This window comes from Bifidobacterium sp. WK041_4_12 (assembly GCF_041080795.1).
GTDB lineage: Bacteria > Actinomycetota > Actinomycetes > Actinomycetales > Bifidobacteriaceae > Bombiscardovia > Bombiscardovia aquikefiricola.
This window is the reverse complement of sequence record NZ_CP129674.1, coordinates 656,881-673,978: the sequence shown is the minus strand read 5'-3', so window position 1 is coordinate 673,978 and position 17,098 is coordinate 656,881. Positions and strand designations below refer to the sequence as shown.

Annotated in this window: 13 protein-coding genes and 1 tRNA gene; 6 read left to right on the top strand and 8 right to left on the bottom strand. The window is 55.0% G+C overall.

What is annotated here, in order from left to right:
- Positions 1-106: 106 nt before the first annotated feature.
- The gene (locus QN215_RS02960) at positions 107-4,411 is read right to left on the bottom strand and encodes a choice-of-anchor M domain-containing protein (protein ID WP_369344638.1); all 4,305 of its coding nucleotides are present in this window, start codon (positions 4,409-4,411) and stop codon (positions 107-109) included.
- A gap of 106 nt (positions 4,412-4,517) precedes the next feature.
- Positions 4,518-5,201 carry a hypothetical protein gene (locus tag QN215_RS02955; protein ID WP_369344637.1) on the bottom strand — a complete coding sequence of 228 codons (684 nt, stop codon included), beginning with the start codon at positions 5,199-5,201 and terminating at the stop codon, positions 4,518-4,520.
- 124 nt (positions 5,202-5,325) lie between these two features.
- Between QN215_RS02955 and QN215_RS02950 the strand changes: the two genes are divergently transcribed.
- On the top strand, positions 5,326-5,628 hold the full coding sequence (locus QN215_RS02950) for a hypothetical protein (protein WP_369344636.1): 303 nt from the start codon (positions 5,326-5,328) through the stop codon (positions 5,626-5,628).
- A 148-nt stretch (positions 5,629-5,776) separates the two neighbouring features.
- Here the strand turns inward: QN215_RS02950 and QN215_RS02945 are convergent, their stop codons facing one another.
- From QN215_RS02945 to serS, 3 genes are all read right to left on the bottom strand, one after another.
- Positions 5,777-6,109, bottom strand: coding sequence for a hypothetical protein (locus QN215_RS02945; protein ID WP_369344635.1), 333 nt, complete (start codon positions 6,107-6,109; stop codon positions 5,777-5,779).
- Between the two features lie 302 nt (positions 6,110-6,411).
- Positions 6,412-6,494: transfer RNA gene (locus QN215_RS02940), tRNA-Ser, on the bottom strand.
- 183 nt (positions 6,495-6,677) lie between these two features.
- Complete coding sequence (gene serS / locus QN215_RS02935; RefSeq protein ID WP_369344634.1) at positions 6,678-7,964, bottom strand: serine--tRNA ligase; 1,287 nt, start codon at positions 7,962-7,964, stop codon at positions 6,678-6,680.
- A 130-nt stretch (positions 7,965-8,094) separates the two neighbouring features.
- Between serS and QN215_RS02930 the strand changes: the two genes are divergently transcribed.
- The 4 genes from QN215_RS02930 (at position 8,095) to rpiA (ending at position 13,129) form a co-directional block, all read left to right on the top strand.
- On the top strand, positions 8,095-9,189 hold the full coding sequence (locus tag QN215_RS02930; RefSeq protein ID WP_369344633.1) for a diacylglycerol kinase family protein: 1,095 nt from the start codon (positions 8,095-8,097) through the stop codon (positions 9,187-9,189).
- Positions 9,190-9,361: 172 nt separating this feature from the next.
- Positions 9,362-11,038: a phosphoglucomutase (alpha-D-glucose-1,6-bisphosphate-dependent) gene (pgm, locus tag QN215_RS02925; protein WP_369344632.1), complete on the top strand. Its 1,677-nt coding sequence runs from the start codon at positions 9,362-9,364 to the stop codon at positions 11,036-11,038.
- Between the two features lie 414 nt (positions 11,039-11,452).
- Positions 11,453-12,328 carry a ribonuclease H gene (locus tag QN215_RS02920; protein WP_369344631.1) on the top strand — a complete coding sequence of 292 codons (876 nt, stop codon included), beginning with the start codon at positions 11,453-11,455 and terminating at the stop codon, positions 12,326-12,328.
- A gap of 102 nt (positions 12,329-12,430) precedes the next feature.
- Positions 12,431-13,129 (top strand): ribose-5-phosphate isomerase RpiA, encoded by a 699-nt coding sequence (gene rpiA / locus QN215_RS02915; protein ID WP_369344630.1) that lies wholly within the window; start codon positions 12,431-12,433, stop codon positions 13,127-13,129.
- A gap of 130 nt (positions 13,130-13,259) precedes the next feature.
- Here the strand turns inward: rpiA and QN215_RS02910 are convergent, their stop codons facing one another.
- Together QN215_RS02910 and QN215_RS02905 are read right to left on the bottom strand one after the other, a co-directional pair.
- Positions 13,260-13,349 carry a 30S ribosomal protein bS22 gene (locus QN215_RS02910; protein ID WP_003817716.1) on the bottom strand — a complete coding sequence of 30 codons (90 nt, stop codon included), beginning with the start codon at positions 13,347-13,349 and terminating at the stop codon, positions 13,260-13,262.
- A gap of 217 nt (positions 13,350-13,566) precedes the next feature.
- Positions 13,567-14,202, bottom strand: coding sequence for a hypothetical protein (locus QN215_RS02905; RefSeq protein WP_369344629.1), 636 nt, complete (start codon positions 14,200-14,202; stop codon positions 13,567-13,569).
- A gap of 79 nt (positions 14,203-14,281) precedes the next feature.
- Between QN215_RS02905 and radA the strand changes: the two genes are divergently transcribed.
- Positions 14,282-15,718 carry a DNA repair protein RadA gene (radA, locus tag QN215_RS02900; protein WP_369344628.1) on the top strand — a complete coding sequence of 479 codons (1,437 nt, stop codon included), beginning with the start codon at positions 14,282-14,284 and terminating at the stop codon, positions 15,716-15,718.
- 140 nt (positions 15,719-15,858) lie between these two features.
- Here the strand turns inward: radA and QN215_RS02895 are convergent, their stop codons facing one another.
- Positions 15,859-17,088 carry a riboflavin kinase gene (locus QN215_RS02895; RefSeq protein WP_369344627.1) on the bottom strand — a complete coding sequence of 410 codons (1,230 nt, stop codon included), beginning with the start codon at positions 17,086-17,088 and terminating at the stop codon, positions 15,859-15,861.
- Between the last annotated feature and the right edge of the window lie 10 nt (positions 17,089-17,098).

Below are 17,098 nucleotides of genomic sequence, written 5' to 3'. Positions count from 1 at the left end.
AGCCGTTTGGGGCAACACCCCGATGCAACCCCACACGCGAGCACACAGAAAGGCGCACCCACCAAACAGACCGGGATGCGCCTTGAACTCACAGCAACACAAATAACTACTTCGCGCTCTTCCTACGAAGCATTGACAGAACGACACCGGTAAGAGCGAACACAGCAATCAACGCAACCAGCGCACTCGTTTCCACACCGGTAGAAGCCAGACCGCCATACACGTCTGCCGAACCACCGCCAGCATTCTTGTTCGGAGCGTTCTTGTTCGGAGCGTTCCGATCCGTCTTGTCAGTATCCGAATCATCGATTGGTGCGAGGATGTTCACCGGCACCCATCCAAGCAACAGGCCATGCTCGTCATACAAGGCAACCTTGTGATCTCCCGAATAGTCGGCTGGCAACACCACGTCAACAAACAGGCGACCATCAGCAGCCTTCTGGACAATCAGATCACTCAACCCAGCCGTAGACTTCAAACGCACCGGAGTCGAATAGATGAACGCCGCGAGCCTATCACCCTCAGCCACACCAGCAGCACCACCGATGAACACCCTGAACGTAGTACCCGCCTTGGCAACAGCAGTAGCAGCAGAAAGCACACCGCTCAACGACCCAGACAACCCACTCTCAGGCAACGGCACAATATCAAACGGCTTGTCGTCGGGGTCATCAGGGTTATCAGGATCAGTGGGATCGTCGGTGCCACCTGGGTCGCTCGGGTCACCGGTATCCGAACCGGAATTATCGCCACCATCAGAGCCATCACCCGGAGTATCGGTATTGCCGTCTCCACCTGTATCACCTGGGTCACCCGGATTGTCGGTGTCATCCGGGTCGCCCGGATCACCGGTATCACTGCCGTTACCGCTATCACCGTTATCGTCGTTATCGTCCGGGTCCGAGCCATCTCCGGGCGTATCGGTGTCCTTGAAGCAGGTAGCAGGGTCAACCTTATGCGGGTCAACATCACCCACAGCCACCGCCAGCACACTACTCGCGGTCTGCGCACCACCATCGGCGAGCGTGCCCGTGCGGTCAAATGCCAGACAGTACACGCCCTCAGCGCTAAACGCCCAATTGCCATGCGCATGCACGCCCGCATGAATGTCGAATGAATCCGCGTCATCCAAGCCATCGCGCGTATTCCACAGCACACGAGGCACACCAAACGCACCCGTTTCAAACAGGGCAAAATCACCAGGACCAGACACATCCGTCAAACGCCAGGTTATGTCGGTCTTCAGCTGTTCACTTGGTATCAGTTCCGTTGACCAACCAGGCCACAGCAGCAGACTGTCTTGGGTTGCCGGGAGCAGCCAGGTCGATTTACCTGCAGTGCCAAGGAAGCTGAACTCGTCACTTGCAGGAATCGGCCTCTCAGCCAGCGATGTGACGTGGAAGACAACATCATTGAGATTGTGAAACACAGGGCTATTGGATCCCGTCGTGTCATCTTTGACCTTGGTCACGAGCCGACCATCTTCAATAAGACTTGCGACATCGACATGCCCGCTCGAGAGAACTGCCGCGTCTGAATCAGGGACGTCAACGATCGGAGGTTCAGGGTCTTCCTCACCACTACCCGGATCGCTTCCTCCTGGATTGGTCGCCGCACCGCCAGCCGCACACGGGGCGACAGTGGAACGGTCGATGTATTCAGCAGCACTAGGGTCTGTGTCGCCTGCTACGAAAGTCAGCGTCTTAGAAACGCTGCTGGTGCCGCCGTCTGCAAGGCTGACTTCCCAGGTAAGTGGCACGCAATAAACGCCGGGCTTGGAGAACGAATGAACGATATGCCGTTCCCTCCACCCTGCACGGAGCGTGGTTTCCAATGGGTCATTCGGAGCGTTTCCCAGTGCGAGTGCATTCTCGTTCGGTATATACGGTGCCCCAAGCCACTCTAGCCGAGTTGCGGAGAACACCCCTGGTCCTTGGACGTTCCCAACTGAGAGCAATGGGTCTCCATTGAGTTGGGCGTGGTCTAGCCAGGTGGTATCCCAAGAGATGTCGGCAGCGCTGTAGCCCTCATTCCCAGCCAACCAGCCGTCGAAACCCCACGGTCCTCCGGTCACTCTTCTCGCTGCCGAGAAGATCAGCGACTCGACGTCACGAGGGACGAGCTTGCTCAGGGTCGAGTCCTGCACGCGGGCGAAAACATCAAGGTCACCATCACGGAGATAGGGGGAAACCAACGCCTGTCCGCTCGTGAGCAGCTTCGCCTCGGTCGAGAGCTCGCTCGGTGTCAGGATGCTCCCGACTGGAGCGGGGGTAGTGCGGTCTCTACCGCAGGGCTGAACCTTGCTGAGATCAATCTGATCACCCACGACAACGGTGAGTTGCGCTGACGTGCTCGCACTACTCTGGTCCTTGAGCCTCATATTGGCTTGCCAATTGAGGCAATACACGCCCTGCTCTGTGAAAGCCCAGTTCATGTGCGAGTGATTGCCGCGCTCGAATGAACGCGACTGTGGATACCCTTGCGCGCTGCTCCAGTAGACATCGGAAGTTTTTCCGTCCGTTGCCGCGTTGTCACCAAAGATGGTTACGTCGCCAGGCCCTGCGACGCCAAGCAGGTTGAACGAGATGACGCTGTTAGGATCCATCTTGGATGCGAGTCCAGGCATCTGAGTTGAGAGCCCGGGCCAAAGTCTGGCAGACGAATCATTGCCTGTTTCGGTGAAGCCCCAGTAGGTGTCACCTGGCTCACCGATAAAGGAGTAATCTCGCGAAGAGCTCACGGACGGAACCGTGAATTTGTTGGCTGCGCTTTGTCCCACCCAGACAGTGTCATTCAGATCGTAGAACTCGTGAACATCAACCCCGAATTTGAGCTCGTCGTCGATAAGGCCGACCGCAAGGTCAGTGTGACCGTGATCAAGGTAAGTGACCGTAGGGTCTAGGTCGTCACGCGCTGCGCCTTCATCCTCATGTTGAGACTTCGCCGACTCCTGTTCACAGACCGGTACGCTGCGAGGGTCCAAAGCATCCCCAACGACGACAGTGAATGTCGCAGCAGCAAGACGGGCGCCGAGCTCTGACCGCAGAGTGACGCAGTACGCGCCCGGCGCACTGAAAAGCCAACCCGAGTCCACCCTTTTAGTGACACCAATAGGGCGATCTGTCGCTGAACGCGAATCCCAGACAGGCGCCAAGCCAGAGACTGGTTCATCATAGGCATTCACTTGGTAACTCGCAAAATACCCAGAGCCGTTCGCAGACTGTAGTGAAACTTTGGTCCCTTCCTCTCCATTAGTAAAAGGGATTCGGCTGCCATCCAAGCTCAGAATCAGGTTGTTGCGTGCGTAAACGCTCGACTGGCCTGCGTTTCCTCGTGTCCGCCAAGGCAGCGTGCCACGTGGCACAATGCTATCCCAGCGCTGCTGAGCATCTGGGGTACTCATGGCCTCGCCAGGCCAGGACGTATCTTGGTTGGGCAAGTAGAAAATCGCATCCTCTACGCCAAGCAGTCGTGGAGCCGCGCCACTATGGTCGGCAACTCGAAGCGCGTACTCTCCGTCCTCAAGGACGGGCGCAATCCGCAAGTCGCCGTCCTTGAATACAGTTACGCCATCCTCTCTGCCAAGTCCATCGTCATCACTGTCCGACGGGCCGCCCTCTGGCTGAGGGGCTGGCGTGACAGTGCTGGGGTCAATCTCTGATCCGATCACGAACGTGAACACGGCGGAGTCTTTCAGCGGAGCCCCATCTGCGGCGGCATAGGCGGAAGTGTCGATGGTCAGGTGGTAGATGCCTGGTGCACTGAATGTCACTAACGTACGAGGTGAAGGCTTCAGCACTTCCCCTGTCTCGCTTGTACGAGCAGTGAAGGGGTCTTTGAGGTTGATGCGAGAATCCCACTTCCGTACGGGCTGCGTCATTTTATACGGCCACATGACCATGTAACCGTCCTCGCTCGTGGTATCCAGTCCTCCGAAGGTGAACTCGGGGGACGCGATGACTTGGGAGGTCGGGACGAGGCCAGCGTCGAAGTTGACAACCAAAGAGTTGCCAGGCACTCCAGGTGAGTTTGTTTTGGATGTCCAGAACCTCGCGTCCTGTGGCGCGATCGCTTCCCAAAAGGGAACGCTCGCCGCGCGACAGCTCGCAGCCTTATCTTGCCGGCAAAGCCAGTCATTGTCTTGGGTGGGCAGATGAATAATCGTCTGCGAGGGGTCAAGCCATTGTGGCGTGTCCGTCGAAACATCCCGCAGCCCAAGCTCAAGCTGACCATCGACTAGCCGGTCCGCGAACCTCACTTCCCCCTCCGACAGCACTGAGATAGAAGACGCATCGTCTGATTGCGGGGCCGCGGCCGCCACTGGCGGTGCGGAGAAGAGTGAAGCTAGAAGTGAGATGGCTGCGATTAGCGCCGTGCCGGTGGCGTTGGCAGAGATACGGGTTCGAGACATGGGTGCGCTTTCTTGGTGGTTGATAACGGCGGGCGAACCGGACAGCGAACGGAAGGGGCGCAAGTCTTTCCGCGCCCCACCGCCCAGCTGTCTGAGCTGACCGTGCCTATAGGACGTGAACGATTACAGTCACAGTGTCGGGGAGACCTGTCACCACTGTCGGGGAGGAGTAATCTACACTCACACCAAACTCGAGCGTGTACGTGCCCTCGCCTCTGAAGGTCCAGTCGGGATGCGTATGCTTCGTGAGATTGAAGGACTGCGGCGTCGAAACAGGGTCGTAGTCATCAGCGTTGAAGTCCAGATCGATGTCGTCACCAGCGATGATAACGCCACCTCCCGCGGTCACTCCGTCCGCGGCGTCCCAGTCTGCGCTCTCGAGCGTGAAGGTGACCCACGGATTGGTCAGATCGTCGAGAAAGTCAGAGCTACCCGGCGAGAAACCTGCCGACAGTGGGGAGATGTCGGTATCCTCGCTGATGTAAGCGTAGCCATCCTCGTCGGCGGCGAGCTGATATTCTACCGAAGCCGGATCGAACTCGGGGTCGGGATTGTTTGCGTCGTGATCATGGCCGAGCAGCTCGACATCCCAGATGTGCGTGTTCAGTCCAGACTCCGTCGCCTCAACCTCGATCACGTCGAGATCCTCGGCGGAGATAATCGTAGCGGCGTGCGCCGCCAACGGCATCGCGAATGCGAACGCGAACGCGCCGATACCAATGACGAGTGAACTCGCGAAGCTCTTCTTGCTGCGGCGCGCCCTTGGACGCTCCTTAACTGATGTGGTCATGATGTTTCTCCTTGTTGTTGAGATAGTGATACAGCGACGATGTCTGCGAGACAGGCTGCCACGCAGAAGGGAACCTGACACGAGGCATTGGCCTCGCTAAGGTAGGCCACGCTCAGACCGTCCGATGACCGTGGCGACGTTCATCGCTCGCGTGGTTATAGCGATAATCGTCTGGTCAGCGGACGAAGCCGAGCATTCGATCGGAATAAATAAAGCATGCCCGGACATAACCGACGTGCTGCTGTCGAATTGGAAGCCAGGAGTCTGCGGGAGCAACACCATCCGCGATATCAACCGCGAGGGAAAGAACATCAGAGCCACATCCGCAGCGAGGTACATTGCCCGTAGCAAGGTGTCCTCGACCATGAAGATGACGCACCGAAGTCTTGGTACAGGGGCCGAAGCGTTGAACACAGCTTGGCGCTGACGAGTATTCGCCCGCATCGTTCTCCTCGCTTCTACGGCATTCCTCACATCCGGATGCCAGCTCACCACTTCTCTAATTTCTAGAAGTCGATAACCTTCTCTATTTGATAACAGTTATCATAACCATTTTCATACACAATAACCACACTTCACCACACTGTCAAATTTTGCATTTCCCGACACCACCCTGCACCAGGCACCCCGCCACCCGCTGCACCAAGCCCAAAATGTCGAAAATTGTCACAACATGAAGCATCAGCGGCAGTAGATAGTGGCGCTCGAAATTGCAGCTTGTTAAGGTCATAGCCTTGACGAACGTAGCCAAGACGAAAACGCAGATGGCTCAGAGCGATGCTGAACCAAGTGATGAAACCACACAGCGCCGAAAGATTAATCGTTTCTTTCAATAACGAATTATCGAGACAATAAAGCTCAGGCAATCGCATCATCAACGCATCCACGGCCTGCACTATCGACAGCATCAACAGAAAGAGCGGAGTAAATCACACCTGTCTCTCATTGCCGTATTTGAATCCCGCCTCTCCACCCACAAGATGCCACAGTGATGCAGTGTTCGATAATCATCGAACATGTCGAAACGAGGACTGCATGCCTATTCAACAAGACATCATCACATCAGCACCCCATACCACAACCACAACAACTAACACGAGGACACACTTTTGACCTATAACCCCCATAGCCCCACTTCTGTGCCTATAACCCAGCACTGGAATGGCGCATGAAAAAAGGGCTTTGAGCGACTGCTCAAAACCCTTGCTTGCGGACGGGGCGAGATTCGAACTCGCGGAACTTGCGTTCAACGGTTTTCAAGACCGTCTCTTTCGACCGCTCAGACACCCGTCCATGTGCTAGAAATCAGGAGATAAATACGTAACCCTCTCGAAGCACGGATTTCATGATAAACCCGACCTTGGATTTCCACAAATTCAAATCCAAGAGCCTACCTATCATCCGACCCATCACACATCAGACATCAGACGTCAGACTTCATACTTCAAACTCCAATGAAATCCGATTCCAGACGGCCTATGCCTCCCATGCGGTCGGTTCAATGACCTCGCGACCACCCATGTAGGCGCGCATCGCTGTGGGAACGACGATGGAACCATCCGCCTGCTGATGGTTTTCCATGATCGCAACGAGCCAGCGAGTTGTTGCCAAGGTACCATTCAGCGTTGCTACGGCACGAGTGCCACCATCCTCGACACGCTCGCGGATGTTCAGACGACGCGCCTGATATTCCGTGCAGTTCGATGTCGAGGTGAGCTCACGGTAACGATCCTGAGTTGGCACCCAAGCCTCACAATCGAACTTTCGGGCAGCAGAGGAACCCAGATCACCCGCAGCTGTATCGATGATGCGGTATGGAACCTCGACCTTGCCAAGCATCTCCTGCTCCATGCCCAACAACTGCTGATGCTGGTCGCGGGAATCCTCCTGCTTGCAATACACGAACATCTCAACCTTGTTGAACTGGTGCACGCGAATAATGCCGCTCGTATCCTTGCCGGCAGCGCCGGCCTCGCGGCGATAGCAGCTTGACCAACCGCAGTAGCGCAGCGGTCCCTCTTCCAAGTCAAGAATCTCATTCTCGTGCATTCCCGCGAGCGCAACCTCGGATGTTCCCACCAAGTATTGATCGTCGGGTTCGCGCAGACGATAGATTTCGTCAGCATGGGAGTTCAGGAATCCGGTGCCTGCCATGACCTCTGGGCGCACGAGCGTTGGAGTGATCGTGGGGATGAATCCGTGTTGCTCTGCCTGATCGACGGCCATGGTGAGCATGGCGATTTCCATGCGCGCGATTGCGCCACGCAGGAAGTAGAAGCGAGAGCCAGAAACCTTGACGCCACGACGCATGTCGATGCCCGCCACGCCAACTCCCAGCTCAAGGTGATCCTTGGGCTTGAAACCTTTAGCGTCGAAGTCTGGCAGCGTTCCAACCTTCTTGACAACGATGTAATCGTCTTCGCCGCCTTCGGGGGCTTCGGGCTCAACAATGTTGCTCAGCTTCCACATTGCCGTGGTGTAGGCTGCCGTGGCCTCATCGGCCCGCGTCTTGAACGTGCCGACCTGTGCCGCAAGCTCCTTGGTCTGCGCAATCAGCTGTGCCTTTTCATCAGGGGCAGCGGAAGCTACTTTTCTACCCATTTCCTTCTGCTCAGCCCGAGAGCTTTCAAAGGATCGCAGCGCTTCTCTACGTTCGGAATCTGATTTCAGAACTTCGTCGACGAGTTCGACAGACTCCCCTCTTTTCCGTTGTGAATCTTTGACAATATCGGCATGATCGCGAATAAATTGGATATCAAGCATAAGGCAAAGCCTAATGCCGGATTAAGACACTCACGGGCCGCGCATTGTCATCATTGCTGCTACGTGCAGGATTCGTTGAGCTATTGCCGCGGCTGGAACATAGCACGTACGAATATTGCACAATTGCGGTATGCCCATTTCCGCGATAATCGTGCTTTCATCACTTGCGGCACTCGTTCTCATTCTTGCAGTGGCCATTGCTGCCATACGCATGTATCGCAGGCATTCCTTCCTTCATAGTCTTTTCACTCGCGGCAACGATCGCGTTCACTACGCATTCATCGTCAATCCATCGAAACCGAATGCCAAGCGGCTTAAGACCAGGATTCGCAAGTATTGTGCCGACAAAGGGTTGAAGGATCTCACCTTCATCAACACCGAACTCGATAGGGATGGCAGAGCGTGCGCATTGCAGGCTCTTCGTGACGGCGCGGACGTTGTTATTGCCGTGGGTGGCGATGGAACCGTTCGCACCGTTGCGAGCGCCCTGGCAGGCACCAGCCATGCGATGGGCATCATTCCCATAGGGACGGGCAATCTTTTTGCCAGGAATATGGGCATTCCCATCGACGACATCGACGCTGCTCTCGCAGTCGCAACCTCGCATGGCTCGTGTTTCGTGGATGTCGGTCGTTTGGAGATGTTGGATTCGGAAGAGGATAAGGACGCTCACGCATTTCTGATCATTGCTGGCACCGGTTTCGACGCGCTGATGATCGACAACACCGATCCAACGTTGAAGAAGAACATCAGTTGGCTTGCCTATTTCGTGAGCGGGGCGCAGCATCTGTTTGCGAAGAAATATACAGGCACCGTCACCATCACCGGGGCTGACGGACGAGCACGAACTCAGGAATCCATTGTTTTCCGCACGCTGATGGCCGGTAATTGCGGACAGATTCCTGGTCTCTCGTTGATGCCCGAGGCCTGCTGGAATGACGGTCTGCTGGACTTTGAAATCATCGATACATCGGGCGGAATCATTGGATGGGCAAACCTGTTCGGCGATGTGCTGCACCAGACGATAACACATAAGGCTGGGCAAAGTCCTCTCTCCACGAATTCTAAAGTCGAGCAGTTGCAAGGCTTGAGCGCTGAAATAACTCTCGACAAGGCCGCTCCTGTACAGGTTGATGGCGATGTTTTGGGTGAGACCAGCCATATCCGCTTCTCCGTTGAAAGGGAATCGCTTTGCGTGCGCGTGCCTGATTCGCTGACCCGATAGACCCGCTGACCCGATAGACCCGCTGACCGGCACACTGACCCGCAGCCCCGATAGACTGGATAGTCTCGATAGACCCGATAGACGGCGAGCTTGGAATCGTTGCGGCCATTGGTTTCCGCTGAGAACAACACGGTCTTCTGCAGACATCCTCAGAGCGTGGCAGTATAGATATATGGTTGCAAAAAATGCGGGCTTACCCGCCACAGAAAAGGATCTGATCGACGTCAATAACGTCATCGGACAATATTATGATTCCATTCCCGATCCTGATGTAGCTGAACAGCGTGTCATCTTCGGCACTTCCGGGCATCGAGGCTCGAGTCTCAAGACCTCGTTCAACGAAGCGCATATCGTTGCCATCACTCAAGCAATTGCGGAACATCGCAAGGCTGCCAACATTACCGGACCTTTGTATATCGGTCGCGATACCCATGCCCTGAGCCATCCAGCGTGGAAAACCGCGCTCGAGGTTCTTGTTGCTAATGGTGTGCGCGTGCGCATCGACGCGAACGATGACTTCACCCCAACGCCGACCGTTTCACAGGCCATTTTGACCCATAACCGTGCGGCTGACGGCACACAGCGCTTCACTGGCACCGACCTTGCCGATGGCATTGTGGTCACACCTTCGCACAACCCGCCAACCGATGGTGGTTTCAAGTACGATCCGCCAACAGGTGGTCCTGCTCCTGCAGAAACCACGAATGCGATTGCTGACCGTGCCAACGAGCTTCTGGGCTCCTTCAAATCTGTAAAGCGCGTCCCATTCGAGCAGGCGCTGAAGTCAGAGCTCGTTGAACGCTTCGACTACCGCGAGCACTACGTTGCCGATCTGGGCAACGTCATTGACTTTGATGCGATTCGTTCCTCCGGCGTGCGTCTGGGCATCGATCCCTTGGGCGGTGCGAGCGTTCACTATTGGCCGCTTATCAATGAAAAGTATGGTCTTGATATTGGTGTCATCAACCCTGATACCGATCCGACATGGCGTTTCATGACCATCGATCATGATGGCAAGATTCGCATCGATCCAAGTTCCCCCTATGCCATGAAGGGCTTGGTTGACAGGCTTAATAATGGCGCATGGGATAAATACGATCTGGTTGGCGGGACCGATCCAGACGCTGATCGTCACGGGATTGTGTGCCCGGACTGGGGTGTGATGAATCCTAACCATTACATCGCCGTATGCGTTGAATATCTGTTCTCAGGCAATCGTCCAGGATGGCCTGACCATGCAGGAATCGGAAAGACTCTCGTGTCGAGCTCACTGATTGACCGCGTTGCTGAATCTATCGGCGCAAAGTTGGTTGAGGTTCCTGTCGGTTTCAAGTGGTTCGTTGATCCTCTGTTCTCCGGTGAGGTTGCCTTCGGCGGAGAGGAAAGCTCCGGCATGAGCTTCCTGCGCAAGGACGGTCATGTGTGGACGACCGACAAGGACGGTCTGATTCCTGACCTCCTCGCCGCAGAAATCACTGCAAAGACTGGGAAGAATCCTGCAGAATTGCACAAGGATCAGGTCTCTCGCTTTGGTGAGAGCTGGTACAGCCGCGTTGATACGCCGACGACTCTGGCGCAGAAGCAGAAGTTCGCCAAGCTGAGCGGTGAAGACGTCGAGACTTCCAAGCTTGCAGGCGAAGATATCACAGCCAAGCTCACGGAAGCTCCTGGCAATCATGCCAAGATCGGTGGTCTCAAGGTCACGACCAAGGATAATTGGTTCGCAGCACGTCCTTCCGGCACGGAGAACATCTATAAGGTCTACGCGGAGTCTTTCGTTTCACCTGCTGCACTTGACACTGTGCTCGATGAGGCAAAAGACGTGGTCGACAAGGCTCTCGGAGAGTAATTCGGCGCTCAATTCGCATGAATCGCCCCTGAACTGAAGCAAAACAATCAGTTCAGGGGCGATTCTTTTTCGTAAACTCGAGTTTTGTTGCCTTTTCCATGAAGACTGCCGTTTTTTGGCAGAATTCGTCACGTGATTTCACTGATTTCGACCCTTTTACTTCAAAAAGGCAACAAAACTCGAACTCTCCGGAAAATACTGGTTGAAGTCTGCTCTGTTTTTTCCATCGGGTGTCTTCAGTACTCTTGAATCATGACTTATTCGACAAAATCCAAACAAACTCTCACAGTCTCAACCGACGGCTCAGCATTGGGGAATCCGAAAGCTGAACCGACAAGCGGAAAACCCAACAGGGTTTCCACAGGTGAAGTGAGCGCCCCCCACAGGGCGCGAAAGGCCCATTCGGAATCCCCAATGACCGTCTCAACCGACGGCTCGGCATTGGGGAATCCGAATGGGCCAATGGGTTGGGGCTGGGTCGATCATTCTGGCTCAGCATGTGATGCCGGAGGCGCTTCAAACGGCACCAATCAGATTGGCGAGCTTTGCGCCGTACTTCAGGCTTTGCGCGCCCACCCCTCGGACATGCCGCTGATTATCGAAAGCGACTCGAAGTATGCAATTCAATGTTCGACGGTGTGGCTCAAGGGGTGGAAGCGTAACGGTTGGAAGAACAGCAAGAAGCAGCCTGTTAAGAACGTCGAGGTTATCAAAGCCATCGATTATGAGATTGCATCGCGAACAGCACCTATCAAGTTCGTATGGGTCAAGGGGCATGCCGGAAATGAATTCAATGAGAAGGTTGACGTTCTCGCTCACGGTTATGCAACCGCAGTCGGAAATGGCAGAAAACCAGGCTATCTTCCCATCGAGGGTTGGCAGTCCCTTCTCGCCTCCCCCTATGCGTCGGGCGTCTCCATTCCTGCAGATGTGAGGGCACAGCTTTCATCTCCGTCACACGCGCGTCACGAAAACGTTTCCCAGTCCAATTCGTCTTCCGTCACACATGAACCATCGCGTGAAACCAAGCCACAGAAGCGTAATGAGCATGCACAGGATGCCTTTGATTTTGATCTCCCCGAAGAGCAGCCACGCCCATCCGGACTCACGGTTTCCGGCGAAATACGCATCACTCCTCCACCGTCATCAAGTTCGACGCACTCGGGTCATGCCATGCACATCAGAGGCACTATTTCGGTCGATGTTACCGTCGACGGCAACGGCAATGCGACGCTGCATCATGCACCTTTGCGGATTAATCAAGTAGAAAAGCTGGATGCCGACAACTAGCCGTATGACTTCAGGGCATACAGGCCACTACTATTGATAACTGTGCTCTTCATTATGAATTGAGCCCACACGTTATGAAACATGGTATGGAAAGAGGCACCTATGGATAAGTCTGAACAGGACGCGCTGAAGAAGGCCGCTGGCGTCGAAGCCGCAAAGCTGATTGAGAACGATATGATTGCTGGACTGGGAACTGGTTCGACAGTAAAGTTCTTCGTCGACGAGCTGGGCAGACGAGTCAAGGAGGAAGGCCTGCACTTCACCGGAGTCACCACGTCGAGCCGCACCAAGGTTCAGGCCGAGTCATACGGCATCAAGATCGTTGACATCGATGATGTACCTCAGATCGATGTAACCGTTGACGGAGCCGACGAAGTGGACCAGAACTTCAACGGTATCAAGGGCGGCGGGGCTGCACTTCTATGGGAGAAGATCGTGGCGATCAACTCAAAGAAGATCGTCTGGATCGTTGATGAATCCAAGGTCGTTGACACGATTGGCCGCTTCCCGCTCCCCGTGGAAGTCATTCCATTCGGAGCGCAGCATGTGATCGACCGTCTCAAGAATCGGGGATACGCGCCGACGGTCAGGATGAATGCCGAAAGGACACCCATTCGCACCGATGAGAACAACTTCATCGTGGATCTTCATCTGAACCGCATCGACCATCCCCAGGATCTGGCCGAAGACCTGATTAACACCGTTGGACTTGTCGAGCACGGCCTGTTCCTTAACATGGTCAACACGGTGATTGTAGGGGATCCTCGCGGACCTCGCGTCTTGACGAACTCGAATAAGTAGTTAAGTAGTAAGCAGTACGCAGCACACTTGCCATCTGCCCTCCCCCACGGGAATGCATTGAGGCCAGTGATGGCATCAAGAATCAGTATAAAAAATTCCCCGGCTTGACAGTCGGGGAATAATATACAAGCTACTTGCGCTGGTGGCGAGTCTTACGCAGCATTTTACGATGCTTCTTCTTACTCATCCGCTTGCGGCGCTTCTTGATGACAGAACCCATCCGAGCCTCCGTTCCTTACTTGAAAGATTGCAACTTGCCCTATACTACACTGCTTCAGCGACGATTACCGAACGTTTTCCACACCAGGCACTCTGCACTCTCTTCGCCACGTTTCCAGACCATGTGCGGAGCGTAAGTCCCGCATTCACGAATGGATAGCGATCAAGAATAGATTCACCGGCATAATCGAAAAGTAAGGCATATCCGTTGCTATGCCTTACAACGGGAACTTCTGATAGAAGTTCATGACAGCTTCCTTCTGACCATGAGCCTGAATCAGAACGGTGCTGTTCTGCCACAGGGCTGTGGCATCTTTCTCATTCGATGCATCGGTTTTGACCACATATGCCCCGGTTGCGGAGCCTGAAACCTTCACATTTCCCGATGCAAGCTCGTTGCCCGTGAGTGTTGCCGCAACGGTATCATATTGCTGCTTGGCATCATCTGAAGTTGCCCACTGAGCAACCGTAAGAGTGACATCCTGAGTCTTGTCACCGGTGGAATACACGACCGTATATTCCTCGATGGGTGACGACGTGCTCCATGTAGTCGCCGAGCTCGCCTGAGTTCGTGCATAGTTGCGAACCGAATCTGGCATGGTCTTCAGCAAAGTCGTCGCGTCTGAAGGCAGTGCAGAAGGCGAAATCGTTGGAGCCGTTGGCGTTGCTGAAGCGCTGGAACTCTGCGATTGCGATGTGGCAGCGCTCTGCGATGCGGTGGAATCACCATTGCTGCGAATCGCCCAACGTGGCCAGACAAATGCACTGACAAGAACGATGATAATGATTGCTGCGATAGCCCACAGAACCGTGAACAGCATGCGACGGGATTTTGCTGATTGATATTGCGCCATGCAGCCGATTCTCTCACAGCCAGACGACGCAGAGCTGAAAATCAGCTGAATTGTCCGTCAAGTTTTATAGCGTTTCGGTATGGCAAAAAGCACGACTCAATATGTATGCACTGAATGTGGATGGAGTGGTGCGAAATGGTTCGGTCGCTGCCCTCAGTGCGGCGAGTGGGGAACCATCGAGGAGTTTCATGAGGCAAGGATCAGTGGCATTTCAAAAACTGGCGCATCCAATCGTGCAGCGAGCATCGATGTTTCACAGGCAGCCACGCCGATAACCGAAGTTGGCTCCGATCAGGTAGCCCGCATAGCCACCGGCTTTGAGGAATTTGACCGCGTGCTGGGCGGCGGGATTGTGCCGGGATCTGTGGTTCTGATTGCCGGCGAACCGGGAATCGGCAAGTCCACGCTGCTGCTCGAGTCTGCAGGACGCATAGCGGCGCGGGAGAATCACACGGTGCTCTACATCTCTGGAGAGGAGTCACAGGCGCAGATTCGCATGCGCGCAACACGCGTCGATGCGGTGCAGCCACGACTCCTCCTCGCCTCAACCACAGACTTGGGTGCCGCCATCGCTCTGATCGAGCAGGAGAAACCCTCGCTGGTCGTGGTTGACTCTGCGCAGACCATATCTTCGGCGGATGTCGACGGCATCACCGGAGGTTCCTCACAGGTTCGAGAAGTTGCGAGCGCATTGATTGATGCTTCCAAAACACTGAACATTCCAACGTTTCTGGTTGGTCATGTAACCAAGGATGGATCGATTGCCGGACCTCGCACCTTGGAACATCTGGTGGATGTGGTCTGTCAGTTCGAGGGTGATTCACAGACCGCGCTACGTATGCTTCGCGCAGTCAAGAACCGTTTCGGACCGACCGACGAGGTTGGCTGCTTCGACATGAGTGGTGATGGCATCGAAGAGGTGCGCGATCCTGCCGGACTGTTCCTCTCCCCTGACGAACATGCGATGGAAGGGACGTGCATCACTTTCACCGTTGACGGTCATCGCAGTCTGCCTATCGAAGTCCAGGCGCTGGTTACGAATTCGGTGCTTCCCGCACCACGGCGAGCCACGAACGGGGTTGATACGAATCGGCTCGCGATGCTGGTCGCTGTGCTGTATCGTCACGGTCGAATCCCGTTGCTCAGCAACGATCTCTATGTGTCGACGATGGCGGGGGCGACCGCCAGAGAACCTGCGTGCGATCTGGCTGTGGTTGCCGCTCTCGCGAGCGCCGCGACGCATTGTCCCATTTCAAGAACGGTCTGCGCGATTGGGGAGATTTCACTGACCGGGCAGGTGCGTCCTGTCCCCCGATTGCAACAGCGCATCGATGAGGCAGCACGTCTCGGCTTTTCAACTGCGGTGATTGCCAAGCAGCGCCGTGGTTCCAGGGAACTCAACGCTCGAAAGATGAAGCTCCTCGAAGTTTCCTCCATAAAGGACGCCCTGAACGCCCTAGGACTCTCCCGAACCCACGCAATTCCCACAACACAACCCCCACGTCAGCCCATATAGTTGCTCATTGTGAACTTGTCGAAGTAGAGAAGCCCATTTTGATAGGATTTCAGGTCGTTTTCAGCCCAAAAACGGCCAAATTTAGGCTTGTATACTTTGAGAAGTTCACAATGAACAATGTGGTTCTCGATTTTGGCTGATTATTTGGTTTTGAGCAGTGTGAGTGATTTCTGTTCGTCGTTTTTCAGCTGGGCTACGAGTTCTTCGGAACTATTGTACTTGAATTGCGGGCGCAGGAAGTTGGTGAACTCGATGCGCACGTCGTGATCATAGAGATCTAGCCAGTGATCGCTCATCGCATACGCTTCGACAACTCGCTGCTGCAGACCGGTTTCCTCTTCGTAGGTTTCCTTGGTGCCAATGGAAATTGCTGCCGGCCAGCGCCAAGGGGAGCCGGGAGAAACCCGTGCATCTACATTTGCCTGAGAAATTGCTGCGGTGTCTTCGCCTTCAAGGTTGTCAAAATCCTTGCCATGTTCGCCAAGATCAATCAGCCAGCCAGCGTACACCCCATCGACAGGTATGTAACCGCCAACGGAATCGCCCAGATTCGCAGTTGGGAAGCCCAGATTTCTGCCACGCTGCTCGCCGTGCACGACTTCGCCTTCAATAACGTGGCTATGTCCGAGCGCATCGTTGGCTTCGACCATGCGACCTTGCGAAAGCAGATAGCGCACATTCGTTGAGCTCCATACTCGAACCTTTGCTGCGTCATGGCTTTTGCTCCATGCCCGCTGCTCATCCTTGTTCATGTGTGTGAGCGGGTCATCTGGCTCGCCGGCCTCTTTCGGAGCCTGCGGAACAATTGCGCGAGGAACCCGCGTATATCCTGGGCCTAAGTCTTCGACAACATCCAGCTGAAAAACGCCAGTAGCCTCGGCAAGGCGCTGAATCGCAGCAATATCGCCGGAGCGATTCGATCCCATGGCGGCGTCACTGCCGAGCACAAGCGTTCGCATGCCAAGTTTGCCAACCAGCTGTCCAAGGAAGAATCGGTATGACTTTGCTGCAAACGCCATGCCATACGACACGATCAGCAGATGATCGATGCCAAGCTGAGCCATCCTGTGAGCACGCTCATCGACGCTCATCAACGCCTGCGGGTCAGTGGCAACGTCTTCTGCGGTTGGCTCCAAACCATGATGGTCTTTCACGAACTGGTGAACCACGCCTGGGCGAGGGTCAAACATCACCACAACGGAATATGCTCGCTGCTGCTCGGCAAGTGTTTTCACACGTTCCAGAAGCGCCGTGTGCCCCCTATGCATGCCATCAAAAACGCCAACAGTTACCACTGCCTTCTTGGACACGCTCAACGTTGGCCATGGAACAATCCCGCTTTCGTCAGGCGTAAGTCTGCTGATCCTCATTCAACTCCCA